The 15,657-nt window shown below is 60.0% G+C and carries 12 protein-coding genes; 9 read left to right on the forward strand and 3 right to left on the reverse strand.

Features of this window, described 5'->3' with window-relative positions:
* Window positions 1-22: 22 nt before the first annotated feature.
* The gene (locus AACY19_RS02000; RefSeq protein ID WP_339447422.1) at window positions 23-673 is read right to left on the reverse strand and encodes a GNAT family N-acetyltransferase; all 651 of its coding nucleotides are present in this window, start codon (window positions 671-673) and stop codon (window positions 23-25) included.
* A 240-nt stretch (window positions 674-913) separates the two neighbouring features.
* On the opposite strand from AACY19_RS02000, the gene xthA reads away from it, so the two are divergent.
* Window positions 914-1,726, forward strand: a complete 813-nt coding sequence (gene xthA / locus AACY19_RS02005) for an exodeoxyribonuclease III (RefSeq protein WP_339447423.1) — start codon at window positions 914-916, stop codon at window positions 1,724-1,726.
* Between the two features lie 192 nt (window positions 1,727-1,918).
* Window positions 1,919-3,253 carry a phosphate ABC transporter substrate-binding/OmpA family protein gene (locus tag AACY19_RS02010; protein ID WP_339447425.1) on the forward strand — a complete coding sequence of 445 codons (1,335 nt, stop codon included), beginning with the start codon at window positions 1,919-1,921 and terminating at the stop codon, window positions 3,251-3,253.
* Between the two features lie 131 nt (window positions 3,254-3,384).
* Here the strand turns inward: AACY19_RS02010 and AACY19_RS02015 are convergent, their stop codons facing one another.
* Window positions 3,385-4,614 (reverse strand): acyl-CoA dehydrogenase, encoded by a 1,230-nt coding sequence (locus tag AACY19_RS02015; protein ID WP_339447427.1) that lies wholly within the window; start codon window positions 4,612-4,614, stop codon window positions 3,385-3,387.
* A 185-nt stretch (window positions 4,615-4,799) separates the two neighbouring features.
* Between AACY19_RS02015 and AACY19_RS02020 the strand changes: the two genes are divergently transcribed.
* The 3 genes from AACY19_RS02020 to AACY19_RS02030 all read left to right on the forward strand — a co-directional run bounded on the left by AACY19_RS02020 (window position 4,800) and on the right by AACY19_RS02030 (window position 7,370).
* Entirely contained in the window at window positions 4,800-5,729 is a 930-nt protein-coding gene (locus AACY19_RS02020; RefSeq protein WP_016986544.1) for a LysR family transcriptional regulator, read from the forward strand.
* A gap of 196 nt (window positions 5,730-5,925) precedes the next feature.
* A complete protein-coding gene (locus AACY19_RS02025) occupies window positions 5,926-6,327 on the forward strand; it encodes a MerR family transcriptional regulator (protein WP_339447429.1) in 402 nt (133 codons plus the stop codon).
* 143 nt (window positions 6,328-6,470) lie between these two features.
* Window positions 6,471-7,370 carry a hydroxymethylglutaryl-CoA lyase gene (locus AACY19_RS02030; protein WP_339447431.1) on the forward strand — a complete coding sequence of 300 codons (900 nt, stop codon included), beginning with the start codon at window positions 6,471-6,473 and terminating at the stop codon, window positions 7,368-7,370.
* Window positions 7,371-8,035: 665 nt separating this feature from the next.
* Here the strand turns inward: AACY19_RS02030 and AACY19_RS02035 are convergent.
* Complete coding sequence (locus tag AACY19_RS02035; protein WP_339447432.1) at window positions 8,036-9,733, reverse strand: AMP-binding protein; 1,698 nt, start codon at window positions 9,731-9,733, stop codon at window positions 8,036-8,038.
* Window positions 9,734-9,968: 235 nt separating this feature from the next.
* Here AACY19_RS02035 and AACY19_RS02040 point away from each other — a divergent pair, with 235 nt between their 5' ends.
* From AACY19_RS02040 to AACY19_RS02055, 4 genes are all read left to right on the forward strand, one after another.
* A complete protein-coding gene (locus tag AACY19_RS02040) occupies window positions 9,969-11,132 on the forward strand; it encodes an isovaleryl-CoA dehydrogenase (RefSeq protein WP_339447433.1) in 1,164 nt (387 codons plus the stop codon).
* A gap of 104 nt (window positions 11,133-11,236) precedes the next feature.
* Entirely contained in the window at window positions 11,237-12,841 is a 1,605-nt protein-coding gene (locus tag AACY19_RS02045) for a carboxyl transferase domain-containing protein (RefSeq protein ID WP_339447434.1), read from the forward strand.
* A 23-nt stretch (window positions 12,842-12,864) separates the two neighbouring features.
* Window positions 12,865-13,680: a gamma-carboxygeranoyl-CoA hydratase gene (locus tag AACY19_RS02050; RefSeq protein WP_339447435.1), complete on the forward strand. Its 816-nt coding sequence runs from the start codon at window positions 12,865-12,867 to the stop codon at window positions 13,678-13,680.
* Entirely contained in the window at window positions 13,680-15,629 is a 1,950-nt protein-coding gene (locus AACY19_RS02055; RefSeq protein ID WP_339447436.1) for an acetyl/propionyl/methylcrotonyl-CoA carboxylase subunit alpha, read from the forward strand. Before AACY19_RS02050 ends, AACY19_RS02055 begins: the two co-directional genes overlap by 1 nt.
* Window positions 15,630-15,657 lie beyond the last annotated feature (28 nt).

The raw sequence follows: 15,657 nt of genomic DNA on the forward strand, positions 1-15,657 counted from the left end.
AATTTCCCGAGAAGTTCGATTGTCATGCTGTTGCAGTTTGTAACACCTGCGGATTGGCGTGGAAAAATACGTGTTCGCGCACCGGGCCGACGGCAACCTCGCCGATCTCCTCATAACCCTGCCTTTTATAAAATTCCAGGTAACGCGGATTGCCGGTGTCGAGCACCACGCCTTGGGAAGTTTCATCCACGGCGCACCAGTTGTGCACGGCGGTCAGCAGTTGTTCGCCGAAATGTTTGCCTTGGAACTGCGGATGAATCCCCAGCAGCGGCAGCATGTGCACCGAATCGCTGGGCACGCAGGCCGCGACCGCATCGTGGTATTCCAGATAACGGCGGGTGCAGCGCAAACCGGTGCTGAGCACCATGCGCAAGCGCCACGCCCAACTTTCGGTGATGCCCAGACGCCGCTGCGGTGGCGCGATCAGGGCGATGCCGATCAAGCGGTCGTTGACCAGCAGGCCAATGGCCGGCAAATCCTGCAGAAAATGTTGTTTGACCAGTTCCCGCACCGTTGCCCTCACCCGTTGCTCGTAGCCAGGACGCTCGGCTTCGAACAGGTAACCGAAGGTCGGCTCGTGGCGATAGGCCTGATAGAGCAGTGATCGGGCTTCGCGCGAATAACCGCGATCGAGCATGTGAATGTCGGCGATGGCAGTCTGGGTTTCAGGCATGACGATGATTCTCCCCGGGCGCGTTCAAATGGCGGCGCTCTAGTTGGTACGAACCTTTTGCGGGCGGCGTGGTTCCCCACAGGTATAGACCAACCCTGGATCTTCATCGACTGGGCGGACGCCTGCTCGCGAAGAGGCCCTCACAGACAACACCAATCCCACAGACCTAAATGATTTCTCCCACACTGGCCCATCTTCCCCATGTCAGCTAGCATCGCCCTTTTGCCAGGACTGCCGACCATGAAGATCGTTTCCTTCAACATCAACGGACTGCGCGCCCGTCCGCATCAGCTGGCGGCGCTGATCGAAAAACACCAGCCCGACGTGATCGGCCTGCAGGAAACCAAGGTTCACGACGACCAGTTCCCGCTCGAAGACATCCGCGCCCTCGGCTACCACGTGTATTTCCACGGCCAGAAAGGTCATTACGGTGTCGCGCTACTCTCGCGCAACGAGCCGATTGCCATTCACAAAGGTTTCGCCACCGATGAAGAAGACGCCCAGCGCCGTTTCATCTGGGGCACCTTCGCCGACGCCAATGGCGTACCGGTGACCATCATGAACGGCTACTTCCCACAGGGCGAAAGCCGCGACCACCCGACCAAATTCCCGGCCAAGCAGCGTTTCTACAACGATCTGCAAGCGCTGCTGGAAAGCCAGTTCCACAACGAACAGCCACTGGTGGTGATGGGCGACGTGAACATTTCCCCGGAAGACTGCGACATCGGCATCGGCCCGGACAACATGAAGCGCTGGCTGAAAACCGGCAAATGCAGCTTCCTGCCGGAAGAACGCGAGTGGATGGCGCGCCTGAAAAACTGGGGTTTGACCGACAGCTATCGCCACCTGAACCCGGACGTAACCGACATGTTCAGCTGGTTCGACTACCGCAGCCGTGGCTTTGAAGACGAGCCGAAGCGTGGCCTGCGCATCGATGTGATTCTGGCCTCGCACGGTTTGCTGCCTCGGGTAAAAGCAGCGGGCGTGGACTATGAATTGCGCGGGATGGAAAAGCCGTCCGACCATGCGCCGATCTGGCTTGAACTGGCCTGACCTTCGAATCCGACTGAAATCCCCCCGGTGGGAGCGGGCTTGCTCGCGAATGCGGTGTATCAGAAACACGTTTGTAACTGACACACCGCTTTCGCGAGCAGGCTCGCTCCCACACTCAGACCGCTGTCATCTTCAAGTAACGTTACTGACTTAATCTCCCCGGCAATCCCCTTGGCTTGATTCGGTGCCGGCATGACCCTGCGTGTTCTGTGCGTTTTTCTCTTGAGTGCGTGGCTGACGGTGTCTGCCGCCGCTTTGCCGGTGCTGGACGACGGCCCGGTGTTGCGCATTCAGGGCTCCAACACCATCGGCGCCGAACTCGGTCCGGCGCTGGTCGAAGGGTTGCTGCAGGAACAAGGCCTGCTGAAAATCCACCGCCAAACCCCGGACACCGCCAACGAACAGCGCATTGTCGGCCAGACCGCGCAAGGCAAACGCGTGGTGATCGAAGTCGCCGCCCACGGTTCCAGCACCGGCTTTACTGCGCTGAAAAACGCCAGTGCCGATCTCGCCGCGTCTTCCCGCGAAATCAAGGACAGCGAGTTGCTCAGCCTGCAAGCCCTGGGCGACCTGAAAAGTCCTGCCGCCGAACAGGTCATTGCCATCGATGGCCTGGCGATCATCCTGCATCCCGACAACCCGCTGCAGCAACTGGACACCGGGCAACTGGCGCGGATCTTCGCGGGTGAAGTCAAAGCGTGGGAAGACGTCGGCGGTCGCGGCGGCGCCATTCATTTATATGCGCGGGATGATCAGTCCGGCACTTACGACACGTTCAAGGAACTGGTCCTCAGTCGCCGTGGGAAAAATCTGAGTAATGCTGCGAAAAGGTTCGAGTCCAGCGAGCAGTTGTCCGATGCCGTCAGCAGCGACCCGCAGGGCATCGGATTTATTGGTTTGCCTTACGTGCGCCAGGCCAAAGCCGTGGCCATTGCCGATGGTGCTTCACAGTCAATGCTGCCGCTCGCCAGCCTGATCGCCACCGAAGATTATCCGTTGTCGCGGCGGCTGTTCTTTTATCTGCCGCCGGACAGCACAAACCCGTGGGCCAAGGCGTTGGTGACATTTGCGCAGAGCCGTCAGGGCCAGATGATTGTCGCGGCCAACGGTTTTGTCAGCCAGAGCGTGCACGCCATGACTGTTGCGCCGAATGCGCTGATGCCCGAGGGGTATCAATCCCTCAGTCGGCACGCCCAGCGTCTGACGGTGAACTTCCGTTTCGAGGAAGGCAGCGCCAACCTGGACAACAAGGCGCGTCAGGATCTGGCGCGGGTGCTCGACTATATAAAGAAGCATGACAAGCGCGAGCGCGCGGTGACCCTGGTGGGTTTCGGTGACGCCAAGGACGACCCGGCCCGCGCGGATTTGCTGTCGAAGCTGCGGGCGATGGCGGTGCGACGGGAGTTGGTCAAGAACGGCGTGGTATTACGCGAGGTTCGCGGGTTTGGCGCGTTGATGCCGGTGGCGGCGAACAATGCGGATGAGGGAAGGATCAAGAATCGGCGGGTTGAGGTTTGGGTGTATTGAGTCTGGCGTTGATGGGTTGAATGTTGAGGCCCCTTCGCGAGCAAGCCCACTCCCACATTTGATCGCATGCCTCCAATTGGAATGCGGTCAACTGTGGGAGCGGGCTTGCTCGCGAAGCAGGCAACGCAATCTTAATGACCGCTACGCAGCATTTCTTTCGGCACATATTTGCCGATCTCGAACTTGCCGATGGCCGCGCGGTGCACTTCGTCCGGGCCGTCGGCCAGGCGCAAGGTGCGCTGCATGGCGTACATGTAAGCCAGCGGGAAATCGTTCGATACCCCCGCCCCGCCATGCATCTGGATCGCCCGGTCGATCACTCGCAGCGCGACGTTGGGCGCAACCACTTTGATCTGCGCGATTTCGCTCTTCGCCACTTTGTTACCGACGGTGTCCATCATGTACGCCGCCTTCAGCGTCAGCAGACGGGCCATGTCGATTTCCATCCGCGAGTCGGCAATCTTGTCGACGTTACCGCCCAGTCGTGCCAGCGGTTTGCCGAATGCGGTGCGGCTCACCGAACGTTTGCACATCAATTCCAGTGCACGTTCAGCCATGCCGATCGAACGCATGCAATGGTGAATCCGCCCCGGACCCAGGCGACCTTGAGCGATTTCGAAACCACGACCTTCACCGAGCAGAACGTTTTCATACGGCACGCGCACGTTGTCGAACAGCACTTCGGCGTGACCATGCGGTGCGTCGTCGTAACCGAACACCGGTAGCGGACGGACGATTTTTACTCCGGGAGTATCGACCGGCACGAGTATCATCGAGTGCTGGGCGTGGCGCGGTGCGTCGGGATTGCTCAGCCCCATGAAGATGAGAATCTTGCAGCGCGGATCGCAAGCACCCGATGTCCACCACTTCTTGCCGTTGATCACCCACTCGTCACCATCACGCACCGCACGAGCCGCCATGTTGGTGGCATCGGACGAGGCAACGTCGGGTTCGGTCATGGCGAATGCCGAGCGAATCTCGCCGCGCAGCAGCGGTTCGAGCCAGCGCTGTTTCTGTTCTTCGTTGGCGTAACGCACCAGCACTTCCATGTTGCCGGTGTCCGGCGCCGAGCAGTTGAACGGCTCAGGCCCGAGCAACGAACGGCCCATGATTTCCGCCAGTGGCGCGTATTCGAGGTTGCTCAGGCCGGCGCCCAGTTCCGATTCCGGCAGGAACAGGTTCCACAGGCCTTCGGCCTTGGCCTTGGCCTTGAGCTCTTCCATGATCGCCGTCGGCTGCCAGCGATCGCCTTCGGCAACCTGGCGTTCGAACACCGCCTCGGCCGGGTAAACGTATGTGTCCATGAACGCGGTCACGCGCTCACGCAGTTCTTGCACCTTGGGCGAATAAGCGAAATCCATGAGCAGCTCCCGGTGGTTAAGGCAGGTCTTGAGCAGAGGTTGTTTAAGTCATGCAATCGATGCTAGAACAGCGTTGATAATTTACCTAGCCTATTCTCGGCGTGTATAAACATTCATCACCGATATATGATCGGCTGATTGCCAGCCCCAAAAACATCGCCCTAAATAACAAGAGAAGCCGCGTTATGAATCTGAGTAAGGTCGACCTCAACCTTTTCATCGTCTTTGACGCGATCTACACCGAAGCCAACCTGACCCGCGCCGGGCAGATTGTCGGCATCACGCAACCGGCGGTGTCCAACGCATTGGCGCGGTTGCGCGAAACCTTCAATGATCCGCTGTTCGTGCGTACTGCGCAGGGCATGGTGCCGACGCCAATGGCACAGAACATCATCGGCCCGGTGCGTAACGCGCTGTCGCTGCTGCGCGTGTCGGTTCAGGAAAGTCGCATTTTCAACCCGGCGCAAGCGGTGAAGACTTACCGCATCAGCATGACCGACCTCACCGAGGCGGTCATTCTGCCGCCGCTGTTCCAGCGCCTGCGCCGCCTGGCGCCGACCGTCATCATCGAAAGCTTCCTGTCGAAACGCCGCGAAACCACCAAGGAACTGGCCGCCGGGCGTCTGGATTTCGCCGTGGATGCGCCGCTCAACACCGACCCGCAGGTGCGCCACGTCAAGCTGATGGAAGACCGTTACGTGTGTGCGATGCGCAAAGGCCATCCGATGGCGGGCAAGGAAAAGCTGTCGCTCGATGATTACCTGTCGCTGACTCACATCCATATCTCCAGCCGCCGCAGTGGTTTGGGGTATGTCGATCTGGCGCTGGGCAAAATGGGCATTCAGCGCAAGATTGCCCTGCGTTCGCAGCACTATTTGATGGCCTCCCAAGTGATGCAGCAGACCGACATGGTCATGACCGTGCCGGAGCGCTTTGCCCGTCGCCATGAACTGCAGGCGTTCAACTTGCCGGTGAATGACGTGCCGCCGGTGGAGACGCACCTGTATTGGCATGAAAGCACCGACCAGGACCCGGCGAATCGCTGGATGCGCGAGCAGATGATCGAGTTGTGCCAGCAGGTGACGGCGCAGGAGAAAAAGCTGGATAAGGTGTAGGTTTTTTTACCGCGGCGCTGCCTTCGCGAGCAGGCTCGCTCCCACATTCGACCGCGTTGCTCCAGTTGAAATGCGATTCAATGTGGGAGCGAGCCTGCTCGCGAAGGAGCGATCAAATACAACACTAATCATCCCGCTTGACGTAAACGTCAACTCACCATTAGCTTAGCGCCAAGACCTTTTTTCGAGCGCTTTCATGAGCAGTCAGACTTACAGCATCTCCGACCTCGCCCGCGAGTTGGACATCACCACTCGGGCGATCCGCTTTTATGAAGAGCAAGGCCTGCTCAGCCCCGAGCGCCGTGGCCAGGAGCGCATCTATTCGCCCCGCGACAAGGTCAGCCTCAAGCTGATCCTGCGGGGCAAGCGCATCGGTTTCTCCCTCGCCGAATGCCGCGAACTGATCGAGCTCTATGACCCTTCCAGCGGCAACACCAAACAGCTCAACAGCATGCTGGCGAAAATCAGCGAGCGCCGCGAACAGTTGGAGCAGCAGTTGCTGGACATCGAACAGATGAAGCTGGAGCTTGATACTGCCGAAGAGCGCTGCGTGCAGGCACTGGAGCAGACGCTCAAGAGCCAGCAGGCCATGCAGTAACATCCCCATTCCCTGTGGGGGCGTGTCTGTTCGCGAATGCACTTTGCCTTCAACTCTGTGGCGATTGATACAGCGCATTCGCGAGCAAGCCCGCTCCCACAAGGGCCCCTCATACCAATTCAGAAATCTGAGCAGGTCAGCCCATGTCCCTCCCCTCCCAAGTACGTCTGATCGAAGTCGGCCCGCGCGATGGCCTGCAGAATGAAGCCCAACCGATCAGCGTCGCCGACAAGGTGCGACTGGTCGACGCCCTGAGCGCCGCCGGTCTTGGCTATATAGAAGTCGGCAGTTTCGTCTCACCGAAGTGGGTGCCGCAGATGGCCGGGTCCGCCGAGGTATTCGCGCAGATCCAGCGCAAGCCCGGCGTCACCTACGGCGCACTGACGCCGAACCTGCGTGGCTTTGAAGACGCGCTGGCCGCCGGCGTGAAGGAAGTCGCGGTGTTCGCCGCTGCGTCCGAAGCGTTCTCGCAGCGCAACATCAACTGCTCGATCAGCGAAAGTCTGGCGCGATTTGCGCCGATCATGGAAGCGGCGAAACACAATGGCGTTACCGTGCGCGGCTATGTGTCCTGCGTGCTGGGCTGCCCATATGAAGGGCCGGTCGCGCCAGAGCAGGTCGCAATGGTTGCGCGCGAGCTATACGCAATGGGCTGCTACGAGGTTTCGCTGGGCGATACCATCGGCACCGGCACTGCTGGCGCTACTCGACGTCTGTTCGACGTTGTTTCGGCGCAGGTGCCGCGAGAAAAACTCGCCGGACACTTTCACGATACCTACGGGCAGGCCATGGCCAACATCTACGCCAGCCTGCTCGAAGGCATTTCAGTGTTCGACAGCTCTATCGCCGGGCTCGGCGGCTGCCCATACGCGAAAGGCGCGAGCGGTAACGTTGCTACCGAAGATGTCGTGTACTTGCTCAACGGCCTCGGTATCGACAGCGCAATTGACCTGGACGCCTTGATTGCCGCGGGTCAGCAGATCAGCGCGGTGCTCGGTCGACCGAGCGGTTCGCGTGTGGCCAAGGCCCGTAGCGCACAGTGAGGGGCAACAATGTTACCGCTGAGTCTGGAATGTGCGCCCAAACGAGTAACACGGAAACAAATTGTCTGGTTTGTGCCGACCGAAAAATCTTACTAAAAACATAACTACTTGATTTATATAGTTTTTTAAAAGTTGGCACGCGATCTGCTATCTCTATGGCATAACAAGAATAAAAAGCAGCAAACCAATAAAAACAAAACGTACCGACTCTGACATAACAAAAACAACACGGCAGAGACGCAGCTAACAGATTTTTTTGGAGAAGGTGTGCTTTTCAGGGTGCTCTCAGGAGTGACCCGCAACCGGGCAGAGAACAATAAAACTACCCTCAGGTAGCTCCCGAATCGGTTGGATCGTTTAACGAGAAGGCAGATCAGCGCTCAAAAAAATACGTTTGCTCTTGACCCCGGATGGGGGTCGCCAAAAACAGCGGTAAAGGGCCACGGTTGCCAAAAACAACAACAGACCGCCCCTCAATAATAAAAAGAGCACGCGACGACAAAATTAAAGGGGAGCTTCGGCTCCCCTTTGTGCTTTGCGTGATTCCTGTTTTCACCACAAATCCTTGTGGGAGCAGGCTTGCTCGCGAAGGCGGTGTATCAGACACATCTGCGCTGAATGACACACTGCATTCGCGAGCAAGCCGCTCCCACATTTGATCTTCGTCAGGCGTGCTTTTCGCTCAGCTCTGCGATGCTTATTTCGCGCATGCGAAACTTCTGGATCTTGCCCGTCACCGTCATCGGAAACTCCTCGACGAACTTGAAGTGCCGGGGCGTCTTGAAGTGCGCAATACGTTCCTTGCACCAGGTTTGCAGCTCCGGTTCAGAGGCGCTGTGCCCGGGATGGAATTTGATCCAGGCGACAATCTCCTCGCCATAACGCGAACACGGAATGCCGATCACCTGCACGTCCGCGACGGCCGGGTGAGTGAAGAAAAACTCTTCCAGTTCACGCGGATAAATATTCTCGCCGCCACGAATGATCATGTCCTTGTTACGCCCGGCGATGTTCACGTAGCCCTCTTCGTTCATGCTCGCCAGGTCGCCGGTGTGCATCCATCCCGCCTCGTCGATGGCTTGCGCCGAGGCTTGCGGATTGTTCCAGTAACCGAGCATCACGCTGTAACCACGGGTGCAAAGTTCGCCGATGGTACCGCGCGGCACGAGGTTACCGGCCTCGTCGATGATCTTGCTTTCCAGTTGTGGCTGGGTGCGGCCGACGGTGGTCACGCGCAGCTCCAAATCATCGTTCGGCCCGGTTTGCAGTGACACCGGGCTGGTTTCGGTCATGCCGTAAGCGATCTGCACTTCACTCATGTGCATCTCACTGATGACCCGGCGCATGACCTCAATCGGGCAGGTGGCGCCGGCCATGATCCCGGTGCGCAGGCTGGACAGGTCGAATTCGCCACGTTGTGGCTGATCGAGCATCGCGATGAACATGGTCGGCACCCCGTAAAGGCCGGTGGCTTTTTCCTCGGCAACCACTTGCAGGGTCAGCAGCGGATCAAAGGCGTCGTTGGGATAAATCATCGTGCTGCCGTGGGTCAAGCACCCAAGGTTGCCCATGACCATGCCGAAGCAGTGATACAGCGGCACTGGAATCACCAGGCGGTCGCGCGGGGTCAGGCCGATGCTTTCGCCGACCATGTAACCGTTGTTGAGGATGTTGTAGTGACTGAGGGTCGCACCTTTGGGAAAACCAGTGGTGCCGGAGGTGTACTGGATATTGACGGGTTGATCGACGTGCAGGCTATCGCTGCGTTCGCTTAATTGCTGCGGGGAAACACTGGCGGCCAGATCGGTCAATTGTGACCACGGCAGGAAGCCTGAGGGCGGCTGGGCATCGAGGCTGATCACCCCGCGCAACTCGGGTATGCGCTCGCTGCGCAACTGGCCGATGGCTTGCTCGGCCAGTTCCGGCACCAGATCCTGCAGCATGCAGTGATAGTTGGAGGACTTGAACGCACCGGCGCAGACCAGCCATTGGCAACCGGATTGTCTGAGCACGTATTCCAGTTCTGAACTGCGATAGGCGGGATTGATGTTGACCAGGATCACACCGATTTTCGCCGTGGCAAACTGAGTGATGCACCACTGCGCGCAGTTTGGCGCCCAAATGCCGAGGCGGTCACCGGCCTGCAGCCCCAAAGCGAGCAGCGCTCTGGCGTGCAGGTCCACTGCATCGGCCAGTTGTCGCCAGGAGTAACGCAACTGCTGGTGGCGCACGACGAGCGCTTCTGCGTCGGGGTACTGCGCGGCGGTGTGATCGAACTGCTGCCCGATGGTCATCACCAGCAAGGCTTTGTCCTGAGAACCGCGGGTGTAGCTGCGCTGCGGGTTTGCACTGGGTTGATCCATGACGACCCCTGTTGTCTTTATTAGTGGGTTTTACCGGATTTAATCCCGGTAGGAGCGAGCTTGCCCGCTCCCACCAGGTCTGCTGCGTTTCAATCTTGAACGGTCACTACTCTCACTCAAGTTGACGTTAACGTAAAGGGTGATTGACAGCCATTCGTCCCAGGCTTACGTTAACGTAAAGGTGAGAGCTGAATGTCCGCCCTCCCCACCCGACAAAAAAGCCAAAAGGTGACCCATGAGCTATCCATCCCTGAACTTCGCCCTCGGTGAAACCATCGACATGCTGCGCGATCAGGTTCAGTCCTTTGTCGCCGACCAGATCGCTCCGCGCGCGGCGCAGATCGACAGCGACAACCTGTTCCCCGCCGACATGTGGCGCAAGTTCGGCGATATGGGCCTGCTCGGCATCACCGTGCCGGAAGAGTATGGCGGTGCGGGGCTGGGTTATCTGGCGCACGTCGTGGCGATGGAAGAGATCAGCCGTGGCTCGGCGTCCGTGGCGCTGTCCTACGGCGCGCACTCCAACCTGTGCGTCAACCAGATCAATCGCAATGGCAACCACGAACAGAAAACCAAATACCTGCCCAAACTGATCAGTGGCGAACACGTCGGCGCGCTGGCGATGAGTGAACCGAACGCCGGTTCCGACGTCGTGTCGATGAAGCTGCGCGCCGATAAACGTGGCGACCGTTTTGTCCTCAACGGCAGCAAAACCTGGATCACCAACGGCCCTGACGCCAATACCTACGTGATCTACGCCAAGACCGACCTGGAAAAAGGCCCCCACGGCATCACCGCGTTCATCGTCGAGCGCGACTGGAAAGGTTTCAGCCGCAGCAACAAGTTCGACAAGCTCGGCATGCGCGGTTCCAACACCTGCGAGCTGTTTTTCGACGACGTCGAAGTACCGGAAGAAAACATTCTCGGCGTGCTCAACGGTGGCGTGAAAGTCCTGATGAGCGGCCTCGATTACGAACGCGTCGTGCTGTCCGGTGGCCCGACCGGGATCATGCAGTCGTGCATGGACCTGATCGTGCCGTACATCCACGACCGCAAACAGTTTGGCCAGAGCATCGGCGAATTCCAGCTGATCCAGGGCAAAGTCGCCGACATGTACACCCAGCTCAACGCCAGCCGCGCCTATCTCTACGCCGTCGCCCAAGCTTGTGAACGCGGCGAAACCACCCGCAAAGACGCCGCCGGAGTGATCCTCTACACCGCCGAGCGCGCCACGCAAATGGCCCTCGACGCGATCCAGATTCTCGGTGGTAACGGTTACATCAACGAATTCCCGGCAGGCCGTCTGCTGCGTGACGCCAAGCTGTACGAAATCGGCGCTGGCACCAGTGAGATCCGTCGCATGCTGATCGGTCGCGAACTGTTCAACGAAACGAAATGAATTTCGTCAGCGGCAAGCTGCGAGCCTCAAGCGGCAAGAGCCATGCGCTCTTGCCTCAACTTGCAGCTTGTAGCTTGCAACTCGAAGCTGCTACGGAGTAGCCCATGATCCTGCACACTCAGCTTAACCCGCGCTCAGCAGAGTTCGCCGCCAACAGCGCGGCGATGCTCAAACAGGTCGACGCCCTGCACACCCTGCTCGCCCAAGTGGCGCAGGGTGGCGGTGCGAAAGCCCAGGAACGCCACACCTCGCGCGGCAAACTGCTGCCGCGAGAACGCATCAATCGCCTGCTCGATCCGGGTTCGCCGTTTCTGGAAATCAGCCAACTGGCCGCCCACGCCGTCTATGGCGAAGACGTGCCGGCCGCTGGTGTGATTGCCGGTATCGGCCGGGTCGAAGGCGTCGAATGCATGATCGTCGCTAACGACGCGACGGTTAAGGGCGGTTCGTACTATCCGCTGACCGTAAAGAAACACCTGCGCGCACAGACCATCGCTCAGCAGAATCGCTTGCCGTGCATTTACCTGGTGGATTCCGGTGGTGCCAACCTGCCACGTCAGGACGAAGTATTTCCGGATCGCGAGCACTTCGGGCGGATCTTCTTCAATCAAGCCAACATGAGCGCGATGGGCATTCCGCAGATTGCCGTGGTCATGGGTTCCTGTACCGCTGGCGGCGCTTATGTCCCGGCGATGGCGGACGAAGCGATCATGGTGCGCAATCAGGCGACGATTTTCCTCGCCGGGCCGCCGCTGGTGAAAGCCGCGACCGGTGAAGTGGTCAGCGCCGAAGACCTGGGCGGTGCTGATGTGCACTGCAAGATGTCCGGGGTGGCCGACCATTACGCCGAGAGCGACGAACACGCCCTCGCCCTCGCCCGCCGCAGCGTTGCCAACCTCAACTGGCGCAAACTCGGCGAAGTACAACAGCGTGCACCGATTGCGCCCCTGTACAGCGGCGACGAGTTATATGGCGTGGTTTGCGCCGACCCCAAGCAACCGTTCGATGTGCGCGAAGTGATTGCGCGGCTGGTCGACGGTTCGGTGTTCGACGAATTCAAAGCGCTGTTTGGCACCACGCTGGTCTGCGGATTTGCGCACCTGCACGGTTATCCGATCGCGATTCTGGCGAACAACGGCATCCTCTTCGCCGAAGCCGCGCAGAAAGGCGCGCACTTCATCGAACTGGCCTGCCAGCGCGGCATTCCGTTGCTGTTCCTGCAAAACATCACCGGCTTCATGGTTGGGCAGAAATACGAAGCCGGAGGCATCGCCAAACACGGCGCAAAACTGGTGACTGCGGTGGCCTGCGCCAAGGTGCCGAAATTCACCGTGATCATCGGTGGCAGTTTCGGCGCCGGCAACTACGGCATGTGCGGCCGCGCCTACGATCCGCGCTTTCTGTGGATGTGGCCGAACGCGCGCATTGGTGTAATGGGTGCCGAACAGGCGGCCGGCGTGCTGGTCCAGGTCAAGCGTGAACAGGCTGAACGCAGCGGTCAGGCGTTCAGTGCCGCGCAGGAAGCCGAGATCAAGCAGCCCATTCTCGATCAATACGAAGAACAGGGGCACCCCTACTATTCCAGCGCACGGTTGTGGGACGACGGCGTCATCGACCCGGCGCAGACCCGCGATGTACTGGCCCTGGCCCTGTCTGCGTCGTTGAACGCGCCTATCGAACCGAGCCGCTTCGGCGTGTTCCGGATGTGATTTTTTGTAGGAGCGGGATGAACATGAGCGACTTCAACACCCTCGAATTGCATAACGACCCGCGGGGTTTCGCCACCCTGTGGCTCAACCGCGCCGAGAAGAACAACGCCTTCAATGCCGAGATGATCCGCGAACTGATCCTCGCGCTCGACAAGGTTGCCAGCGACGCCAGTCTGCGTTTTCTGCTGGTGCGCGGCCGTGGCAAGCATTTCAGTGCCGGCGCCGATCTGGCGTGGATGCAACAATCAGCCGAACTCGATTACCACACCAACCTCGACGACGCCCGTGAACTGGCGGAACTGATGTACAACCTCGCCAAGCTGAAAATCCCCACTGTGGCCGTGGTGCAGGGTGCGGCGTTCGGTGGCGCGCTGGGCCTTATCAGTTGCTGCGACATGGCGATTGGCGCCGATGATGCGCAGTTCTGTCTGTCGGAAGTACGCATTGGTCTGGCGCCGGCGGTGATCAGCCCGTTCGTGGTGCAGGCGATTGGCGAACGTGCGGCGCGCCGCTACGCACTGACGGCCGAACGTTTCGGCGGGCAGCGGGCGCGGGAAATCGGCCTGTTGTCGGAAAGCTATCCGGCCGCCGAACTGGATCAGCAAGTCGAACAATGGATCAACACCCTGCTGCTCAACAGTCCCGCCGCGATGCGCGCCAGCAAAGATCTACTGCGTGAAGTCGGCAACGGCGCACTCACTCCGGCCCTGCGCCGCTACACCGAAAATGCCATTGCGCGCATCCGTGTCAGCGCCGAAGGCCAGGAAGGCTTGCGCGCCTTTCTGCAAAAACGCCCGCCGAGCTGGCAGGCCGCAACCACCACCAAGGAGTCGCGTTGATGGGCGCACCTGTTCTCACCACCCTGCTGGTGGCCAACCGTGGCGAAATCGCTTGCCGCGTGATGCGCACCGCAAAAGCCCTGGGCTTGACCACCGTTGCCGTTCACAGTGCCACCGACCGCGAAGCGCGGCACAGTCGAGAGGCGGATATCCGCGTCGATCTTGGCGGCAGCAAGGCTGCGGACAGCTATCTGCAAATCGACAAACTGCTCGCAGCGGCCAAGGCCAGCGGCGCGCAGACGATTCATCCGGGTTATGGCTTTCTCTCGGAGAACGCCGGGTTCGCCCGCGCCATCGAAGCGGCGGGCTTGATTTTCCTCGGCCCGCCCGCCTCGGCCATTGACGCGATGGGCAGCAAATCCGCCGCCAAGGCGCTGATGGAAACCGCAGGCGTGCCGCTGGTGCCGGGCTATCACGGCGAAGCTCAGGATCTCGACACCTTCCGCGACGCCTGCGAACGCATCGGTTATCCGGTGTTGTTGAAAGCCACGGCGGGTGGCGGCGGCAAAGGCATGAAAGTGGTCGAGGACGTCAGCCAACTGGCCGAAGCCCTCGCCTCTGCCCAGCGCGAGGCGCAATCGTCGTTCGGCGATTCGCGGATGCTCGTCGAGAAATACCTGCTCAAGCCACGCCATGTGGAAATCCAGGTGTTTGCCGATCAGCACGGCAATTGCCTGTACTTGAACGAGCGGGACTGCTCGATTCAGCGGCGCCATCAGAAGGTTGTCGAAGAAGCACCGGCACCCGGCCTCACCGCTGAGCTGCGCCGGGCAATGGGCGAAGCCGCCGTGCGTTCGGCGCAGGCAATCGGCTATGTCGGCGCCGGCACCGTGGAGTTTCTGCTGGATGCGCGCGGCGAATTCTTCTTTATGGAAATGAACACGCGCTTGCAGGTCGAGCACCCGGTGACCGAAGCCATCACCGGCCTTGATCTGGTGGCGTGGCAGATCCGTGTGGCCCGTGGCGAAGCGTTGCCAATCACTCAGGCGCAAGTGCCACTTAATGGCCATGCCATTGAAGTGCGACTGTATGCTGAAGACCCGTCGAACGACTTCCTGCCGGCGACCGGGCGCCTGGCGTTGTACCGAGAATCGGCTGCCGGGCCGGGACGCCGGGTGGACAGCGGGGTTGAGGAAGGGGACGAGATTTCGCCATTTTACGACCCGATGCTCGGGAAGCTGATCGCCTGGGGCGAGGATCGGGAGCAGGCGCGTCTGCGTTTGCTGAGCATGCTCGACGAATTCGCGATAGGCGGCTTGAAGACCAATATCAACTTTCTGCGACGGATCATCGCCCACCCTGCGTTTGCTGCGGCAGAGCTGGATACCGGGTTCATTCCGCGTTATCAGGAGCAATTGCTCCCGGCTCCGGGAGCGTTGAGCGATGCGTTCTGGCATGCCGCTGCGCAGGCGTTTGCGCAGAGTTTGTCTGGCGCTGTCCGGGCAGATGACACGGCTTCGGCCTGGGCCTCAGCCAACGGTTTGCGCCTGGGCCTGCCGCGCGAGGTCACGCTGCACTTGAGCTGTGAAGGTCAGGATCGGGCGCAGACGCTGGGCTCGAGCGGCGACGCAACGCTGTCGGGCGAGGCGTTGATCGTTGAGCACGAGGGTGTGCGTCGTATGCTGCGGGCGATACGTCAGGGCGATGCGCTGTATCTGCAATGGCAGGGCGAATTGCGGCGCATCGAGACCTACGACCCGATCAGCGCCGTCGAGGCCAGTCACAGTCATCAGGGCGGTCTGACCGCGCCCATGAACGGCAGCATTGTTCGGGTACTGGTCGAGGCCGGGCAAACGGTCGAGGCCGGTGCGCAGTTGGTGGTGCTGGAAGCCATGAAGATGGAACACAGCATCCGCGCGCCGCATGCCGGGGTGATCAAAGCGCTGTATTGCCAGGAAGGCGAAATGGTCGGCGAAGGCAGCGCTTTGGTTGAACTGGAAGAAGTGTGAAGTGAGGATCGATCCTGCGCTTGGCGAG

It is taken from the genome of Pseudomonas sp. EA_5y_Pfl2_R50 (assembly GCF_963970475.1).
Taxonomy (GTDB): domain Bacteria; phylum Pseudomonadota; class Gammaproteobacteria; order Pseudomonadales; family Pseudomonadaceae; genus Aquipseudomonas.

Bases quoted from the DNA above. Each gene is read 5' to 3' on its own strand.
- AACY19_RS02045 (WP_339447434.1), top strand. From the start codon at position 11,237: ATGATCCTGCACACTCAGCTTAACCCGCGCTCAGCAGAGTTCGCCGCC.
- AACY19_RS02030 (WP_339447431.1), top strand. From the start codon at position 6,471: ATGTCCCTCCCCTCCCAAGTACGTCTGATCGAAGTCGGCCCGCGCGAT.
- AACY19_RS02000 (WP_339447422.1), bottom strand. From the start codon at position 673: ATGCCTGAAACCCAGACTGCCATCGCCGACATTCACATGCTCGATCGC.
- xthA (WP_339447423.1), top strand. From the start codon at position 914: ATGAAGATCGTTTCCTTCAACATCAACGGACTGCGCGCCCGTCCGCAT.
- AACY19_RS02050 (WP_339447435.1), top strand. From the start codon at position 12,865: ATGAGCGACTTCAACACCCTCGAATTGCATAACGACCCGCGGGGTTTC.
- AACY19_RS02025 (WP_339447429.1), top strand. From the start codon at position 5,926: ATGAGCAGTCAGACTTACAGCATCTCCGACCTCGCCCGCGAGTTGGAC.
- AACY19_RS02010 (WP_339447425.1), top strand. From the start codon at position 1,919: ATGACCCTGCGTGTTCTGTGCGTTTTTCTCTTGAGTGCGTGGCTGACG.
- AACY19_RS02035 (WP_339447432.1), bottom strand. From the start codon at position 9,733: ATGGATCAACCCAGTGCAAACCCGCAGCGCAGCTACACCCGCGGTTCT.
- AACY19_RS02020 (WP_016986544.1), top strand. From the start codon at position 4,800: ATGAATCTGAGTAAGGTCGACCTCAACCTTTTCATCGTCTTTGACGCG.
- AACY19_RS02055 (WP_339447436.1), top strand. From the start codon at position 13,680: ATGGGCGCACCTGTTCTCACCACCCTGCTGGTGGCCAACCGTGGCGAA.
- AACY19_RS02040 (WP_339447433.1), top strand. From the start codon at position 9,969: ATGAGCTATCCATCCCTGAACTTCGCCCTCGGTGAAACCATCGACATG.
- AACY19_RS02015 (WP_339447427.1), bottom strand. From the start codon at position 4,614: ATGGATTTCGCTTATTCGCCCAAGGTGCAAGAACTGCGTGAGCGCGTG.